Below are 16733 nucleotides of genomic sequence, written 5' to 3' on the forward strand. Positions count from 1 at the left end.
CCTTCAATCGACGTGTGGATCAATGCTGATAAGGCCGCTCGAGCTTGCACTCGGGGTTCAGGCGCACGCCGAAGCCCGGCGTATCGGGCACCTTCATGCGGCCGTTGACGGGCACGGGCTCGTCGAGCAAGAGCGGCGTGAACATCGGCACGACCTGGTCGGCCTTCGGCGCCATCATCAGAAACTCGGCGAACGGCGAGTTGTGGCGCGTGACGACGAAGTGATAGCTATACACCGACGAACCGTGCGGCACGACCATCACGTTGTGCGCATCGGCGAGCGCGGAAATCTTGATCAGCTCGGTGATGCCCCCGCACCAGCCCACGTCCGGCTGAATCAGGTCGCAGCAGTTCATCTCCAGCAGCATCCGGAAGCCCCAGCGCGTCGCCTCGTGCTCGCCCGTCGATACCATCATGCCGCGCGGCACATTGCGGCGCAGTTCGGCGTAACCCCAGTAATCGTCGGGCGGCAGCGCTTCTTCGATCCACTTGAGCCCGTGTTCGTGCGCAGCCTTCGCGAGCTTCGTCGCGTACGTGACGTCGAGGCTCATCCAGCAGTCGTACATCAGCCAGAAGTCGCTGCCGACGCGGCTGCGCATCTCCGCCAGCTTGTCGATGTTCTGCTTCAGGCCCGCTTCGCCTTCGGCGGGACCATGCTGCAACGGCAGCTTGCCGCCAATGAACCCCATCTGCTTCGCGAGATCGGGCCGCGCACCCGTCGCGTAGAACTGAAGCTCGTCTCGCACAGGGCCGCCCAATAGTTGATACACAGGCTCCTTGCGCACTTTCGCGAGCAGATCCCACAGGGCGAGATCGACGCCGGAAATCGTGTTGAGCACGATGCCTTTGCGTCCGTAGTAGAGCGTCGAGAAGTACATCTGATCCCACATCTTCTCGATGTCCGTCACCAACTGCCCTTCGAGAAAGCGCGCGAGATGCTTCTCGACGATGAACGCGCCGATCTCGCCGCCCGTCGTCACCGCGAAGCCGACAGTGCCGTCGCTTGCTTCGATTTCGACGACCAGCGTGCCCAGCACGTTGATGCCGAACGACTGGCGGCTTTGCCGGTACTCGGGATAACGCGCCATCGGCGTCGAGATGTGATCGTCGATCCAGTGTCCGTCGGCCTGGTCGTGATAGTCCGCGCCGCCGCCGCGGACGACGAAGGCACGCACGTGCCGGATAGTGGGCATCGCCATGTTCTAGAGCTCCGTTCGTGGTTTGCGCGCGCCTTGTGTCAGCGGACGCGGTGAATGGGTTGCGAGAAAGCGGGCGTTGCGCGCGCGGTGCGAAGGCGAACCGCCGTGCCGATCAGCAGCGCGGCGAAGAGGCTCGCCGCGCCCAGCAACAGCAGCCCCGCCGACGTCGACTGGAACGCATGCTCGGCGCTCGTGCGCAGCGTCGGCGCAATGAAGCCGCCCAGGCTGCCGAGCGAATTGATCAGCGCGATCCCGCCCGCGGCCGCCGCGCCCGTCATATAGCGCGTCGGGAACGTCCAGAAGAGCGGCTGCGCGGCGATGAAGCCGCTCGCCGCGCAGCACAGCGCGAGCAACGCGACGAGCGGACTATGTGCGAGACCCGACACGCCGATGCCGCAACCCGCGAGCACCAGCAGCGCGACGGCCCAGCTTCGATGCGCGCCCGTGCGATCGGCGCGGCGCGGCACGATCCAGGTCAGCGCGAGCGAGCAGATCCACGGCACGGCCGCGACGAGACCGACGCGCAAGCCCACCGATTCGCCCATCAGCGCGGCCACTTGCTGTGGCAGATAGAAGATCACGCCATAGACGCTCATCTGGATCAGCAGATAGATTGCCGACAGCAGCAACACGCGCCGGTCCACGAGCGCTGCGGCGATGTTGCGCGGACCATGCGCGGCGGCGGCGCGGGCATCGTCGTCGAGTGCCGCGCTCAACGTCTTGCGCGCGCCCGGCGTGAGCCACGTGGCGTCTTCGGGCCGGTCGTCGAGATAGAAGAACGCCCACACGCCGACGATCGACGCGAGCCCGCCCTCGATCAGGAACAGCCACTGCCAGCCCGCAAGGCCGAGCACGCCATGCAGATCGAGTAGAAGGCCCGACAGCGGACTGCCGAACATGAACGCGAGCGGCGCGCCGAAATAGAACACGCCGACAGCACGCCCGCGCGCCGCTTGTGGAAACCAGCGCGTGAGGTAATAGATGACGCCGGGAAAGAAGCCGGCTTCCGCGACGCCCAGCAGGAAGCGCAGCGTGTAGAAGGCCGTCGCCGTATGCGCGAGACTCATCGCCGCCGACACGATGCCCCACGTGACCATGATCCGGCACATCCACAGCCGCGCGCCGACGCGATGCAGCAGCAGATTGCTCGGCACCTCGAAGAGCGCATAGCCGACGAAGAACACACCCGCGCCGAACGCAAACGCCGCGCTCGAAATGCCCGTGTCGTGCTGCAACGCTTTCTGCGCAAAGCCGATGTTCGCGCGGTCTAGAAACGCGAGCACGTACATCAGCAGCAGGAACGGCAACAGCCGCCGCATGACCTGGCCGACGATGCCGTCGATGGATTCGGGTGAGGTCCGGCTCATCGTGTCTCCTCGTGTCTCCTGTATCGCGCGAGCGCGCGGACGGCATCATGTGCCGCTGTTGTTCTTCGTGGCGTTGCCGGGGGTGCGGCGCGCTGCGCTCAATAAGTCGCGCGGCCGCCCGACAGATCGAACACCGCGCCCGTGCTGAACGCGCAGTCTTCCGACGACAGCCACAAAATCAGCGACGCCGCCTCTTCAGGCAGCAGGAAGCGGTTCATCGGTATCTTCGAGAGCATGTAGTCGATGTGCTGTTGCGACATCGAATCGAAGATTTCTGTTTTGGCGGCAGCGGGCGTGACGGCATTGACGAGAATGTTCTTCGTCGCGAGCTCCTTGCCGAGCGATTTGGTGAGACCGATCAGCCCCGCCTTCGACGCGCTGTAGTGCGACGCGTTCGGATTGCCCTCCTTGGCCGCCACCGATGCGATATTGACGATGCGGCCATAGCCCTGCTTCAGCATCTGCGGAACGACCGCGCGGCACACGAGATACGGGCCGATCAGATTGACGTCGATCACCTGCCGCCATACGTCCGGGTCGAGTTCCCATGTCGTGCCGTTGCCGCCCGTGATGCCCGCGCAGTTGATCAGCACGTCGATCGCGCCATGCGCGGCGAGCGTCTTGCTGACAGCGGCATCGATCTCGGCCTCTTTCGTTTGATCGACGATGACAGCGGAGACCTTGCCGGGGTCGCCGACGAGTTCGCCAACGAGTTTGCCAAGCTCGCGCTCGCTGCGCGCGAGCCGTTCGACGTCCCTGTCCCACAGCGAGACGCTCGCGCCCGATTGCAGCGCGCGCTGCGCGACCGCATAGCCGATGCCCCGCGCGCCGCCCGTGATGACGACGACACGGCCCTCCAGATCGATACGATTCATGCTTGCTCCAATGTTCCCGATGCGCGGTCTCGACGTGCCGCGCATTCTTCGTTGTGGGTCCGTGGTCAATCGCGGCCCTCGGTGTACGCAATATAAATCGGTGCCCGATACGGGAACAATCCGAGGTTTGGATGGGGCGATAACAAAAGCGGATCGCGTGGTGATGAACCACCTGCTGAACCCCTATCGACGCCGAAAAAACACGGCTCAATCCGCATCGATGACCTAACCTGATGGAACATGCCCGCGCTGGCCACATGCGCCGCACGAGCGAACGACATACGCCACACGCGCCGAACCATCGACCCGTCCCTATCCGCCGAGGAGCATCGCCATGACCACTGCCACCGCCGAGCAGGCGACCGCGTTCGTGACGGACGCTGTTCTGCCCGACCATCGCCGGCGCGGCGCGGATCCCGGCGCGCCGAACCTGCAGCCGCCCGCGTTCGACGCGAGCAAGGATCAGGCGATCGTCGCGGGCTCGGGTGTCGTGTCGTTCAAGTCGGGCGTTCCGGCGAACCGGCGCCAGGCCGTCGCGGACTCGCTGTTGCTCGCGCAACTGATCCTCAAGCGCCAGGGGATTTCGCCCGACGACACGCAGAACTGGTATCGCGGCTATGGCGGCGTGCTGTCGAACCTCGGATGGCGCGTCGAAAGCTGCGAGATGACCGACTATGTATCGGGCGATGCGGGACTCGACGTGCACGAAGCGATCACGGCCGTCGCGGCGCTGCTGCTCGGGCCGGGCGCCATCGCCGCCGCGCCGCTGATCGACGCGACGCTGAAGGCGCTGCGTTCGATGGATACGTCGACGCCGTGGATCACGCTCTTCAACCGCGAAAGCCGCCGCGCGAACACGGCGAGCTTCCAGATCGCGCTCGCGGAGCCGACTGAAGCGGGCGACCTCAGCGTATCGCTGATGGCGTTTTCGCTGGCGGCGAGCATGACGATCACACAAGTGCTGTTCGTCAAGGTGCAGAACAACGAGGCGAATCTCAAGCGCTTCTCGACGACGGCGCAGATCAACCTGTCGGTGCTCGACGCCGTTCAGGCCACGCTGCAACAGAAGGTGGCGAGCTTCACGAGCAGCTATCTGAGCGCGCTGCCCGATCTGTCGTGACGAACATGACGAACGTGGCGAACGCTACGAACACCGCAAACACCACGAGCGCTCACGGCGACGGTTGCGGCTGCTGCTGCGGTTGCGGCGGCTCGTCCTCATGCACCCATTGCTTCAACATATCGAGCAACTGCGAGACGGCGGCTTTCTCGCCGTCTGCGATAGCCGGCTGGCTCGCATACGGGTAGAGCACGAAATCGTATTGATCGAGCACGGAGCTCCAGTTGCTTCTCGACGGCACGCGCGTGTGCAGATCGACGAAATCCGCGCGGATCGCGTCGAGGCTCGCTTCGAGCCGCTTCGCCGCGAGGCTCTCGTATATCCGCAGCTCCGTCATCGCCGAGATGTTCCAGAAGTCCGGTTCCCCATGTGCGCACTGTTCGAGCATTTGCCTGAGCCTGTCGACAGACGCGGCGTCGAAGCCGTCCGCTGACGGCGCGCCCATGCCCAGCATCAGTTCGGCCGCGAGCCGGTTGATCAGCGGATAGAACGTCGCGGCATCGCCTTGCGCGTCGCCGAGCCGCTCGGCCTCCCGATACAGCGCGAGCATCTTGCCGATCGCACCCGACTCCGCCGCTTCGTTGCCCGCGAGCCGCTCGACGAGCGCGATCCGCTTGTACGCCGCCGCGCAAATGCTCAAACGGTCGACCGTGCGCCGCACGTCGAGCAGCGACTGAAGCAGCGCGATGCTGCTTTCGACCTGGCTGCGCGCGGCGTCCATATCGGACGCGGATACGGCGCTCTGGCCGCTCTGCGCCGCCTTCGCCTTCAGCGTGGTCCACGCAAGCCGCGCCTGCAAATTCGCGAGCTGATCGGTCGCGGCGAACGTCGTGCGGCCATCGCCTGCGCGCACGGCGCGCTCGTACCAGTCGACCGCTTTCTCTTCGATTCGCCACGCGGCCCATGCCCTGCCGAACGCCTCCGCGACGTCGCCCTGCGCGCCCCAGCGCGAGCCGAAACGCTCGTCGAGATAGCGCAGCCGATCCGGCGAGCCCGACGCGTCGAAGCGCGCGCTCGTCTCCAGTTCTTCGAGCGCGAGTATCAGCGACACCGACGATGCGATGCCCGCATAGCGGTCCTCGGCCGTGCGCTCGCGCGCGCCCAAGCTGCCCGATGCCGGTTCGAGCGTCCAGTTCGCGTCGCCGTAGCACTGGTACGCGGCCCATGTGTTGCCGCCGCATAGCCACGCCGCGTCGCGCGCGACGGCGACGGCATCGAGAAAGCGCTCGCCGTCGAGTATCTGCCGATAGAAAGTGATCGCGAACTGTTGCGCGGGCTCGTCGTCGACGGCCCAGCCCGACGCGATCACGCACTTCACGCCGATCCGGATCAGCGCCTCGGCGACGTTCGCGGCATAGCGCGGCCGGTCGTAGACGGGCACTTCCGCGGCCTTCAGCAGCTGGTCGCCGCTGCGCGCGGCGAGATAGCAGCAGTTCACGAACACGAGTTCGGGCGTGCGCTGCAACATGCCGATCTCGCGCGGGCCGAGAAAGATGCCGTCCGACAGCACGACGCCACGCAGACGGTCGTCGCCCGCATCGACCGGGTTCGCATCGTCGGCGGGCGGCTCGCCGTGTCCCGAGATGTGCAGCACGCGCCAGTCGCGTTCGAGCAGCGTGCTGATGATGTTGCGCGCGTCCGGTCCGCGTTCGCCGTCCGATGCGGCGACGAGCCCCGTCACGCGCGCCGCGCCGATCTTCTCGCGCAACAGGTTCGCGATCGCCTGCGCTTCCTGCCGCGCGCCCGGCAGCGCCGGATAGCGCGGATCGTTGCAGTACGGCTCGCCAACCACGAGAATCTGCGCATCGCGCGGTGCGTCGTCGACGCGATGTCGAAAATCGCCGATGCGCAGCTTGCGCAGCAGCTTCGCGCGTATCGCCCATGGCCTTGGCGAATCGTCGTTGCGCTGCGGCGCGTTCGCGGACGTGTCGAGCATTTCCCACGGAATGCCCGCCGTGCCGCTGTCGACTTCGATCTGCATTTCCGATCCGCCCGCGAGAAACGGCCGCATCTCGCGCGGAACGATCAGCTGATAGAGCACCTGGCCGATATTCGCGTCGTCGTTGTCGGCGCTCGACGCCGCCTTCACGAGTTGCGCGAGCAGACGCCCTTGCGTCGCCGTCGCGCGGACCTCCGTGCGCGCGCGGCGCGTGTCGAGCGTGTACACGATGTTGGTGTCGCCCGACGCGTCGATCTGCGTGACCGCGCTGATGAGGTCGTAGTCGGCGCCGCGATAGCTGCTGTCGAGAGGCCGCAGCAGCGCGCCCGTCGAAGGCACGATGATGTCGTCGATCTCGTAGCAATCGGGGCTCGCCTGTTCGAGCAGCTTCAGCGAGCGCCACGCTTCCGCCGAGCGGTCGAGGTACAGCTCGATCAGGCGCAGATGCCGAACGCACGGCCAGTCGGTGCTCGCGAGCCGCAGGTTCGCGTCGCGCACCCCTTCGGCGACGAGCCGCGCCGCCTGGCCGGGCGAGATGCCCGAGCCGCCGCTGCCGATCAGCGTCGCCGCGAGCGCAAACGGCTCCGCGCACTGCTCCTCGTTCTCGGCCAGCCGCTGCGCCCACGCGATCACGCCGAGGCGCACGGTCGTCGCAAGATCGCTCGCGCGAAGCTGACCTTCGCTGCCGAGCCCGACGACGATCAGCCCCGCGGGCCGCGGCAGGCGAAACGGATGCGGCGAACGGAAGCCCGCGTTGACGAACACCTGCTGGCTGCCGAGATGCTGCGGATAACGCCCGAGGCGGATCGACGTGCTCAACGCGCCGCCGATCAGATCGTCCACGACGCGCTCGACGCCCGTCAGCGACGCATCGCGGTAATGCCCGATCAGGAGCGGCTCCTGGATGAATTGCAGATTGCCGTTGATGACGCTGATCTTCAGCCGCCTGTCGTCGGCGGCAGCGGGTGCGCGCTCTTGCGGCAGCCCCGCGAGCACGCCGGGCGGCACGGCCCCTTCGATGTTTTGCACGCTTCGCTCCATCGGGCCCGTCGTTGCGCGAACCCGCCGCGGTTCGTCGACAGCGGGCGTGTCAGCTGCTCAATCCCTGTTCGAACAAGAGCGCCTCCAGTTCGCGGCGGCGTACGAGGCCCTGCAGGTTCGGCTGGTTCTGCCACAGCCGCTTCATCGCGCGAAACTGCGCCGGGATATCGGCGAGATTGCCGTTGGCGACGTCAGCCGCGATCGCGCGCATTTCGGTGTAGCGGTCGCCCGCGGCCGCGAACGACGCGCCGCGGTTGTAGACGAGCGAGACCAGCGCGCCGAGGCAATCGGGCTTCAACTGATCGGCTTTGGGCAACGCGGCAATCGTCTGCGCAATCGTGCGTTGCAGCGTCACCTGCCTGAACACCGCATTCGCCGCCGCGAACGGCACGCTCACCGACTTCACGTTCGCGAGCGCCTGTTGCGCGACCGTGCCCTTGAGCCCGCATACGCCCGCGAGCAGCGCGACATCGGCGGCGGCCAGTTGCGCGGCCGTCCAGTCGGCCGTCATGCGTTGGGCGTCCACGTAGCCCAGGTCATAGCCGACGCCGATCGTGCATCCCGATTGCCCTTGCGGCCAGACGGGATGCGTGTAGAGCCGGTTGTACACGGCCTCGCTCGTGACCTCGAACGTGACGATCAGCTCGACGGCCTGGTCGGAGATCGCGGGCAATGCCGCGCGGCGCACGGGCAGCGTGACGGGATGCTCCGCGTCGTACGCCTGGCGCTCTTCGTTGCCCGTGGTGTCCGACAGCAGATCGGGCGAGCTGATGGTTTGCGCAAGCAGCGTGTCGAACGCATTCATGGCGAGGCTCCCGATGAGCGCGAGAATCCGGCGCGTGCGCGCCGGCGCGTCTGTGCCTGGGAGATCGGCAGAGTTCGGCGGGCTTGCCCAGGCTCCAATGAGCATAGCAAAGCGGGCTGACTTGCCAAGGTGAGTTTGCGGATTTTGCGCGACGCCGAACAGAGCGCGGCGTGCGAGGGCTGATAGCGCGTCCGAAGTTGGCTTTTGACTTGCCGTTTATGGCGATCATTGCGCGCGGGAACGAAGCTCGCGCGTCACGCTCGCGGTGCATCCGCAAACGCACGGATATCGATGATTCGCACTTCACCGTGAGCCGCCCGCACGGCGCTCGCCAGATGCTCCGTGCCGCCTGGCCCGTCGCCGGGCTGGCCGTCCCACACGCAGACGAACGTGAACGCTCGCGCGCCGATCCGCCTCGCTTCCGACAGCATAAGCAGATTGTTGCGCGTGAACGGATCGGCGCCCGGCGGCAGCGGACCCAGCACGTCGTCTGCAACGATGCAGGTCGCCGTTTCGCTAACGCGCCGATAGAGTTCGACCCATCGCTCGCCGCCGATCGCGACGGAGCGCTCGATGAACGCTGTCTCGTCGAAAGGCAGGTGAATGCGCAATGTCATATGCCGTTCGAGCGCCGCGACGGCGAACAGCAGATCGCTTCCGCAAGCGGCGCCACATAGCCCGATATCCGCGCAGCCAGCGCCTGTCACATCCAGTTCGTCGCCGATCGCGCGCGCGATGCGCGGCACGAGTCTCGCGGGAAAGCGCTCGACGGGCCGCCCCGGCGCATCGATCATGTGGCCGGAGAAAAGCACGACCCGGTCTGCAACGTCGGCCGTCATTCGATTCGATCTCCAGGAACTGCGCGCATTCGATACCGCCTTGCGCGAACGCGTCGCAGATGTGTTCGTTCACGCACAACGCGGCTTCGGACGCTTCGGACGCTTCTAACGCTTCGGACGTTCTGAACGCCGTGCGCGCATCGAACTGGACAGCGTTATCTGCTTTGCGCGGCGAGGTCGGTTGGCTGCCGCACATATCATCCGTAGCGCAAGCGCCGGATGCCCGCGTGCATTCCTGACACGACACGCATTGCTCTGCTTTAATGAAAAGGCTTTGAATTGCAGGTTCGGCTCGCCGTTCAACCCGTTGAGGGAGGAATCGTTCGATGCGGCCCATTTTCATCAGTTATAGACGCGAGGACACGGAAGGCCAGGCGGGGCGTCTGTTCGAATCGTTGCGCGAAGTGTTCGGCGAGCAGATGGTGTTCATGGACGTCGCGACGATCGAGCCAGGCGCCGACTTCCGGCGTGCGATCGAGACGAATATCGACCAGTGCGGCGTCGTGCTCTCGCTGATCGGACGAACGTGGCTCACCGTCACCGGCAAGGACGGCAAGCGTCGGCTCGACAATCCGAACGACTTCGTGCGGCTCGAAACGTCGTCGGCGCTCAAGCGCGGCGTGACGCTGATTCCCGTGCTCGTGCAAGGCGCGACGATGCCGCAGGAAGCCGATCTGCCCGACGACATCAAGGATCTCGCCTATCGCAACTCGATCGAGCTGACGCACGCGCGATGGGACAGCGACGTGCAACTGCTGGTCAACGCGTTGCGCGGACATGCGGGCGGCGAGAAGGACACGACGCCAGCAGCGCCGCCCGCTCCCGACAAGCCGGTCGAGCCGAAGCGGCGCACGCACCTGCTGCCGATCGTCGGCGCGCTGGCCGCTGTGGGGTTGACGGGCGCCGTGCTGCTCAAGCTGTCGGGTTCGAATCAGCACGCGCCCGCCGTCGAGGACGCGTTGGCATCGCCCGCCTCCGTTGCCGTCGATCGTCCCGTCGCCAGCGGCGTCATATCGAAGGTCGAGTTGCAACGGCGCGCGCATCTGCGCGGCGCGTGCATCAAGGGCTACGTGTGGCGGCAGGCGCGACCCGGCGACCGCGTATGCGTGACGCCCGATACGCAGGCCCGCGTCTACGCTGAAAACAGGGCCGCCGCCGATAACCGCTCGCCAACGGGCGGCCCATACGGGCCGAACACCTGCAAGAACGGCTTCGTGTGGCGCGAAGCCTTTCAGGGGGACGACGTGTGCGTCACGCCCGACGCGCGCGAGCAAACGGCGCAGGATAACTCGCTCGCCGTGCAGCGGATCGTGCCGATGCCGCAATAGGTCCGTCCGTCGCCTGTCCGTTGCTTCTTCATTGCGCTGCTGCGCATTGCGCACATCGCGCGCATTCGAAAGCGCGCAAAAAAATGCCCCGGTCCGTTTCGAGCCGGGGCCAATCCCATGTCAAGGAGTTTTCATGGAGGAGACGCGTCCATCATAACGCCCGCCTCCGTGCCCTCCAACGAAGCCTTTCGCACAAGGATTCCACCCGGCGCAGCGCGGCCAAAGACTCGTTCCCCGTTATATCGTTAGAACAAAAAGTCGTTTCGCGCTGCTACCATCGGTCACTAAGATGGCAGTTCAGGTTCACGCGCCGTTCGCATGGAAAACTCGTCACGTTGTCGCCCGTGCATCCGGCCAGCCGTCACAGCAGCGAGGAGCATCCAGTTGACCCGTTTTGATCAGAACCGCCGCCCGCTCGTGATCGGCATCGGCGGCACCACGCGCGCCGCGTCGTCCACCGAGCGCGCGCTCGGATTCGCGCTGCGCGGCGCGGAGCAAGCCGGCGCGCGCACGCGCCTCTTCGGCGGCACATTCCTGCATAGCCTGCCGCACTATGCACCCGAAAGCACGCATCGCACCGACGAACAACTCGAACTCATCGAGGCCGTCCGTCACGCCGATGCTCTCGTCATCGCAACGCCCGGCTATCACGGCGGCGTGTCGGGTCTCGTGAAGAACGCGCTCGATACGCTGGAAGAATTGCGCGGCGAAGCGCGACCCTATCTCGACGGCCGCGCGGTCGGCTGCATCGTCACCGCATATGGATGGCAGGCGGCGGGCTCGGTGCTGACGTCGCTGCGCTCGATCGTCCACGCGCTGCGCGGCTGGCCGACGCCGTTCGGCGCGGGCATCAATACGCTCGAAACGCGCTTCGATACGGCCGATACGTGCTCCGATCCGAAGGTCGTCGAACAGCTGTCGATGGTCGGCCAGCAGGCCGCGCAATTCGCGCTCGCGTTCCGCTCGCACTCGCAGCACGCGAGTGCCGCATCGCATCTGGCTGCCGCGATGCCGACCCCCGCCGGCGAAACACACGCCAGCAAGGCGCTCGCGCTTGCGAACTGAAGCGCTTGCGAACTGAAGCGCTTGCGAACTGAAGCGCTGGCGAACAGACGCACTCGCGAACTGACGCGGTTGCGAACTGACGCACTCGCGAACCGACGCACTTGCGAACTGACGCACTCGCGAACCGACGCGCTTGCAAGCTGACGCGATGCAGCGGCGCATCGCGTTCACGCAGGTGCGCCAGGCACTCGACCTGATCCACGGCCGGGCGAAACGCATACGCCGACAATCGACGCACGCGCGCTGCGTGCGCTCGCCAACACACCGGGGCCTGCCATCGTGGCCCAAATAACAGACACGTCCGCCTCGCCGCACGATGATCGCGACAACGCACGCGATAACGCCACATCCAGATCTTCGAAGACCGTTCCCGGCCACCCGTGATTTGCTTGCGACGAAAGATTGGTTCACGCGCTACACGGCACAGCCTACGCTAGTCCCTGCCCGCTTCACTCGACTGATCGCCGCGCTACGCGCAATCCGCCGCGGGGAGGCGATCGAACATGAAACCGATGAACCGACACATCCGCTACAAAGGCTATGAAGTAGCCCCCGCTGCGCAGCGCCTGCCCAACGGGCTCTTCGCCGCGAATCTCACGATCGAAAAGGCCACGGCCGCCAAGGACGGACGCGCCCATTCGTTCGACGCGCTCGACTATTTCTTCGACGAAGAGCATGCGCTCGCGTATGCGTTTCGCTGGGGGCGCCTGTGGGTCGACAGTCAGCAATGAGCGCGATACTGCATTGCAATTTTTCACGCCGCGCAGCGCGAAAACGCGTGCGGCAGCACGGCAAGCGCCCGCTCCACGCCACACATTGACGGGGTATGACAGAATGGGCGGAATAACTCGCCAAAGTATTCGCCTGTCATGTCCGACACCCTGATAACGGAAGCCGATCACGATCGCGCGCTGCGTCACTGGACGTTCCAGGGACACGCGCGCATGCCCATCGGCTCCGAAGAACACAAGCAGATGTTCTGCAGGATGCTGCTGGAGACTCACAACCCGTACAAGCCAGCCGTCATCGACTGGCCGCCGTTGCCCGCCGACGCGCTCAAGCGCATCACGTCCCTGCCCATCTGGGATATCGCCGTGCAGACGGAAGGCCGCGCGTCGATCCGCGTCGCCACGTACGCGGCGCAGCTGCAAGACCCTTTGGTGCGCGAAGCAATCGAAATGGACGCGGCCGAAGAGGCGCGCCACAAGCACGTCTTGTCGCGGCTCGTCGCCGCGTACGGCATCGAGCTCGCGCCCGAGCCTCATTACCCCGCGCCGCGCGACGCCGAATGGGCGTGGATGTTCACCGGCTACAGCGAGTGCATCGACAGCTTCTTCGCGTTCGGCCTGTTTCGCTCCGCGCAGCTTTCCGGCTACTTCCCTGGGGAACTGGTCGAAACGTTCGAGCCCGTGATCCAGGAAGAAGCGCGCCACATTCTCTTTTTCGCAAACTGGGTCGCGTGGCATCGGCGCACGATGCCGTGGTGGCGCCGTCCGTGGCATGCGTTGCGTGTCGGCGCAATCTGGATCAAGCTGATCTGGGACCGCGTCGCGATCGCGAAGGGCATCGACGCCGACGGCGTCGCGCACGACTCGAACTTCCTGCCAGCCAACAGCTCGACGATCGGCCAGGCGCTCTCGGCGCGTCAGCTGATCGAACTCTGCCTTCAGGAAAACGACCAACGGATGAGCGGCTACGACAAACGGCTCGTCCGTCCGACGCTCGTTCCGAAGCTCGCGCGCCTCGCGCTGCTGCTCATGCGCAAGTGAGCGTGCCGCGCGCTCACACAGAGGCACATTCACGACACGTCGCGCGGCCCAACGCGCCGTCCAACCGGGAGGGACACACTACATGCAATGGACCGTCGATGAACAGCTCGCGCTGACGGCAACGCAGGCCGTCGCCGCCATCCAGTCGGGCCGGCTCAATGCAACCGATTACGTCGCGACGCTGCTCGCGCGCGCCGCCGCGCTCGCGACGCTCAACGCGTTCACGGCGCTCGACATGGAAGGCGCGCTTGCCGCCGCGAAGCGCATCGACGCATTGACGCCCGACGAAAAAGCCCGCCTTCCGCTCGCCGGGCTGCCCGTCGTCATCAAGGACAACATCAACACGGCGGGACTGCTGACTTCGGCTGGCACGCCCGCGCTCGACGGCTTCAAGCCGAAGACCGACGCGCCTTCCGTGCGCAAGCTCGTCGATGCCGGCGCGATCGTGCTCGGCAAGACCAACATGCACGAACTCGCGTTCGGCATCACCAGCACGAATCTGGCCTCGCACGCGGGCCCCGTGCGCAATCCGTACGACCCGTCGCTGATCGCGGGCGGCTCGTCGGGCGGCACGGCTGTTGCCGTCGCCGCGCGCATTTCGACGGCGGGACTCGGCAGCGATACGGGCGGCTCGACGCGCATTCCCGCCGCGCTCACGGGCATTGCGGGCTTTCGTCCGTCCGTGGGCAACGGCGGCGGCGAGCGCCGCTATCATGATCCGCAAGCCGTGGTTCCCATCAGCCATACGCGCGATACCGTCGGGCCGATGGCGCGCACCGTCGCGGACGTCGCGCTGCTCGATGGCGTGATCGGGGGCGACACGACCTTGCCCGACGTACAACTGTCCGCGCTGCGCATCGGCTTGCCGTCGCCGCTGTGGGCCGATCTCGAACGCGCGACGGAAGACGCCGCGCGCGCCGCGCTCAAGAAGCTCGAAGCGGCAGGCGTCACGTTCGTGCCCGTCCACATGCCGGAGCTCCTGCACCTGAACGATCAGACGGGCGGCCCGGTCGCGATTCACGAAGCGTTCGACGACGTGCGCGAATATCTCGTGGCGAACGATGCGCCCGTCAAGACCGTCGCCGAAGTCGCGGCGCGCATCGCGAGCCCCGATGTGCGCCACGTGTACGACGTGGTGATGGCGCACGCGCTCGCGCAGCAGTATCACGACGCAATGACGATCTGGCGTCCGCGATTGCAGCAGCATTACGCGGACACGTTCGCCTCCGAGCGCCTCGACGCACTGCTCTTCCCGACCACGCGGCTCGTCGCCGCGCCGCTCGACGAAGTGAACGGCTCGTCCGTCGTGTCGATCGACGGCGCGCCCGCGATCGATGAAATGACCGCCTATCTCCGCAATACCGATCCCGCGAGCAACGCGGGCATTCCGGGCCTGTCGCTGCCTGCGGGCCTGACGCGGGACGGCTTGCCCGTGGGCATCGAACTCGATGGGCCAGTCGGCCGCGACCGGCGGCTGCTCGCGATCGGCATCGCATTCGAGGCGGTGCTCGGCCCGATTCCGGCGCCCACCATCTGACATTCACACGCTGCAATGATCCGACCAAGTCTTCGACACCTGGCCGCGCTTGCCATCGCGCTTTGCACATCGGGCTGCGCGATCATCGCGGCCGCCGACCCCAATGCACTTTGGTCGATCGTCAACCGTCAATGCGTCCCCGTTGCGCGCGCCTCCGGCGGCCCCGGCTTCTGCACGACCGTCGATCTCTCGAAACGCTACGCGATACTGAAGGACATCAACGGCAACACGCAATATCTGCTGATTCCGACGGACCGCGTGACGGGTATCGAAAGCCCGGGCGTGCTCGACGCGAATGCGCCCGAGTATTGGGCCGATGCGTGGAAGGCGCGGCAGTATGTCGGCTCGCGCATCGGCCTGACGTTTCCGCCCAATCAACTGGGACTGGAGATCAATTCGAAGTACCGGCGCACGCAGCAGCAGTTGCATATCCATATGGACTGCATGCACGACGACATCATCAAGAACCTCGCGCACTACCGCACGGCCGAGCCGGGCAAATGGCAATGGACGATGCTCGACGGCAACCGGTATCGCGTGATGCGCGTCCTCTCGCTGACGGGCGACAGCGACCCGTTTCGCATCGTCGCGCGCGACCGTCAGGGCAGCGATGCGATGGCGCAGCAGACCATCCTCGTGACAGGCGCGGGGCCATCGGATAACGACGGCTGGCTCGTCGTGAATAGCGGGCTCGAACTCGACGATGGCAGCGGCACGGCGGAACCATTGCTCGATCATTCCTGCGAGATCGGCATGCATCAGTAAAGGCGATCTGGTTTCGCGCACACAGAGGCATTTCGCTTAACCCGCTTTCCTCAAAAGCTTAGCCAAACAAATTGGTTCGGCCGCCGCGTGCCCGCCATTAGGATCGTATCGACTGCAAAACGACCGATCCGCCGATGGCCATTTATCTCGACGACGCGCAACGTCTGACGCTTTCGCATCAACGCACGCGCTTCACATGGCGCACCGAATGGCCGACGTGGCTCTTGACGGGCGCGATCTACGGCGGATGGTTTTTCATCGCGAGCCTTGCGCAAACACTCGGAATGACCGTTGCGCTCCCGCTGCTCGCGCTGTTCAGCGCGTGGTACATGTCGTTGCAGCACGAACTGCTGCACGGTCATCCGACGCGCTCGGCGCTGATTAATGGCCTGATCGGCTTTGCGCCGCTCGCCGTGTGGTTTCCCTATGCCGTCTATCGCGGTCTGCATTTGCAGCATCACGATGACGCGCATCTGACGCATCCCGAGATCGATCCCGAAACGTTTTTCGTGAGCCCCGAAACATGGCAACAGGCGGGTACGCTGACGCGCGCTCTGCTCGTCGCGCGCAATACGTTCGCGGGACGTCTTCTGCTCGGCCCCGCGTTCTCGATTGCGGCGACGGCCACGCAAGCGCTGCGCAAACCTTTGCGCGGCGACGGGTCCGATGTGCCCGCGTGGCTCGCGCATTTTTTCGCGCTTGCCGTGCTGATCATCTGGCTCGATCGCGCGTGCGGGATTGCGCCGTGGCTCTTCATTGCGGGCGTCGGATATCCGGCGCTCGCGCTGAGTTCGGTGCGCTCGTTCCATGAACATCGCGCGGCGGCTTCGCACGAGGAGCGCTCGGTCATCAATGAAGCTGCCTGGTTCTGGCGGCTGCTGTTTCTGAACAACAACTACCACCTGGTTCATCACGACCTGCCGCATGTCCCATGGTTTGCGCTTCAGGACGTCTATGAAAGGGAAGGTCTGAACAACCCGTTTTTTTATCGCACTTCTGCCGAGCGCCCGAGACAGGGATCGCGGTATCACTGGCACGGCGTCAGACCACTACCGGTCGCGTCTTTTACCCAGCGGCTCGACATC

At 65.6% G+C, this 16733-nt stretch carries 14 protein-coding genes; 8 read left to right on the top strand and 6 right to left on the bottom strand.

What is annotated here, in order from left to right; genetic code table 11:
* Positions 1–19: 19 nt before the first annotated feature.
* The 3 genes from rhmD to AB4Y32_RS34575 all read right to left on the bottom strand — a co-directional run bounded on the left by rhmD (position 20) and on the right by AB4Y32_RS34575 (position 3440).
* Complete coding sequence (rhmD, locus tag AB4Y32_RS34565; RefSeq protein WP_368725609.1) at positions 20–1198, bottom strand: L-rhamnonate dehydratase; 1179 nt, start codon at positions 1196–1198, stop codon at positions 20–22.
* Between the two features lie 38 nt (positions 1199–1236).
* Entirely contained in the window at positions 1237–2565 is a 1329-nt protein-coding gene (locus tag AB4Y32_RS34570) for an MFS transporter (protein ID WP_368725610.1), read from the bottom strand.
* A gap of 98 nt (positions 2566–2663) precedes the next feature.
* Complete coding sequence (locus AB4Y32_RS34575) at positions 2664–3440, bottom strand: SDR family NAD(P)-dependent oxidoreductase (protein ID WP_368725611.1); 777 nt, start codon at positions 3438–3440, stop codon at positions 2664–2666.
* Positions 3441–3774: 334 nt separating this feature from the next.
* On the opposite strand from AB4Y32_RS34575, the gene AB4Y32_RS34580 reads away from it, so the two are divergent.
* A complete protein-coding gene (locus AB4Y32_RS34580; protein ID WP_368725612.1) occupies positions 3775–4560 on the top strand; it encodes a hypothetical protein in 786 nt (261 codons plus the stop codon).
* 52 nt (positions 4561–4612) lie between these two features.
* Here AB4Y32_RS34580 and AB4Y32_RS34585 read toward each other — a convergent pair whose 3' ends face one another.
* The 3 genes from AB4Y32_RS34585 to AB4Y32_RS34595 form a co-directional block, all read right to left on the bottom strand.
* Positions 4613–7528, bottom strand: a complete 2916-nt coding sequence (locus AB4Y32_RS34585) for a CHAT domain-containing protein (RefSeq protein WP_368725613.1) — start codon at positions 7526–7528, stop codon at positions 4613–4615.
* Between the two features lie 61 nt (positions 7529–7589).
* Positions 7590–8345, bottom strand: a complete 756-nt coding sequence (locus tag AB4Y32_RS34590; protein ID WP_368725614.1) for a glycoside hydrolase family protein — start codon at positions 8343–8345, stop codon at positions 7590–7592.
* A 254-nt stretch (positions 8346–8599) separates the two neighbouring features.
* Positions 8600–9184, bottom strand: coding sequence for a hypothetical protein (locus tag AB4Y32_RS34595; protein WP_368725615.1), 585 nt, complete (start codon positions 9182–9184; stop codon positions 8600–8602).
* A 326-nt stretch (positions 9185–9510) separates the two neighbouring features.
* On the opposite strand from AB4Y32_RS34595, the gene AB4Y32_RS34600 reads away from it, so the two are divergent.
* The 7 genes from AB4Y32_RS34600 to AB4Y32_RS34630 form a co-directional block, all read left to right on the top strand.
* Positions 9511–10512 carry a toll/interleukin-1 receptor domain-containing protein gene (locus AB4Y32_RS34600; protein ID WP_368725616.1) on the top strand — a complete coding sequence of 334 codons (1002 nt, stop codon included), beginning with the start codon at positions 9511–9513 and terminating at the stop codon, positions 10510–10512.
* A gap of 384 nt (positions 10513–10896) precedes the next feature.
* A complete protein-coding gene (locus AB4Y32_RS34605) occupies positions 10897–11577 on the top strand; it encodes an NADPH-dependent FMN reductase (protein WP_368725617.1) in 681 nt (226 codons plus the stop codon).
* A gap of 512 nt (positions 11578–12089) precedes the next feature.
* On the top strand, positions 12090–12308 hold the full coding sequence (locus AB4Y32_RS34610; RefSeq protein WP_368725623.1) for a transcriptional regulator: 219 nt from the start codon (positions 12090–12092) through the stop codon (positions 12306–12308).
* Positions 12309–12446: 138 nt separating this feature from the next.
* Positions 12447–13346: a ferritin-like domain-containing protein gene (locus tag AB4Y32_RS34615; protein ID WP_368725618.1), complete on the top strand. Its 900-nt coding sequence runs from the start codon at positions 12447–12449 to the stop codon at positions 13344–13346.
* A gap of 82 nt (positions 13347–13428) precedes the next feature.
* Positions 13429–14883: an indoleacetamide hydrolase gene (iaaH, locus tag AB4Y32_RS34620; RefSeq protein WP_368725619.1), complete on the top strand. Its 1455-nt coding sequence runs from the start codon at positions 13429–13431 to the stop codon at positions 14881–14883.
* Between the two features lie 15 nt (positions 14884–14898).
* Entirely contained in the window at positions 14899–15648 is a 750-nt protein-coding gene (locus AB4Y32_RS34625; RefSeq protein WP_368725620.1) for a CDP-diacylglycerol diphosphatase, read from the top strand.
* A 134-nt stretch (positions 15649–15782) separates the two neighbouring features.
* Positions 15783–16733, top strand: a 951-nt coding sequence (locus AB4Y32_RS34630; protein ID WP_368725621.1) for a fatty acid desaturase, incomplete at its 3' end; no start/stop codon positions are given.

It is taken from the genome of Paraburkholderia phymatum (assembly GCF_040965635.1).
Lineage (GTDB): Bacteria > Pseudomonadota > Gammaproteobacteria > Burkholderiales > Burkholderiaceae > Paraburkholderia > Paraburkholderia phymatum_B.

Excerpts from the sequence above, each read along its gene's own strand:
- rhmD (WP_368725609.1), bottom strand. The coding sequence starts at position 1,198 with ATGGCGATGCCCACTATCCGGCACGTGCGTGCCTTCGTCGTCCGCGGC.
- AB4Y32_RS34570 (WP_368725610.1), bottom strand. The coding sequence starts at position 2,565 with ATGAGCCGGACCTCACCCGAATCCATCGACGGCATCGTCGGCCAGGTC.
- AB4Y32_RS34575 (WP_368725611.1), bottom strand. The coding sequence starts at position 3,440 with ATGAATCGTATCGATCTGGAGGGCCGTGTCGTCGTCATCACGGGCGGC.
- AB4Y32_RS34580 (WP_368725612.1), top strand. The coding sequence starts at position 3,775 with ATGACCACTGCCACCGCCGAGCAGGCGACCGCGTTCGTGACGGACGCT.
- AB4Y32_RS34590 (WP_368725614.1), bottom strand. The coding sequence starts at position 8,345 with ATGAATGCGTTCGACACGCTGCTTGCGCAAACCATCAGCTCGCCCGAT.
- AB4Y32_RS34595 (WP_368725615.1), bottom strand. The coding sequence starts at position 9,184 with ATGACGGCCGACGTTGCAGACCGGGTCGTGCTTTTCTCCGGCCACATG.
- AB4Y32_RS34600 (WP_368725616.1), top strand. The coding sequence starts at position 9,511 with ATGCGGCCCATTTTCATCAGTTATAGACGCGAGGACACGGAAGGCCAG.
- AB4Y32_RS34610 (WP_368725623.1), top strand. The coding sequence starts at position 12,090 with ATGAACCGACACATCCGCTACAAAGGCTATGAAGTAGCCCCCGCTGCG.
- AB4Y32_RS34615 (WP_368725618.1), top strand. The coding sequence starts at position 12,447 with ATGTCCGACACCCTGATAACGGAAGCCGATCACGATCGCGCGCTGCGT.
- iaaH (WP_368725619.1), top strand. The coding sequence starts at position 13,429 with ATGCAATGGACCGTCGATGAACAGCTCGCGCTGACGGCAACGCAGGCC.
- AB4Y32_RS34625 (WP_368725620.1), top strand. The coding sequence starts at position 14,899 with ATGATCCGACCAAGTCTTCGACACCTGGCCGCGCTTGCCATCGCGCTT.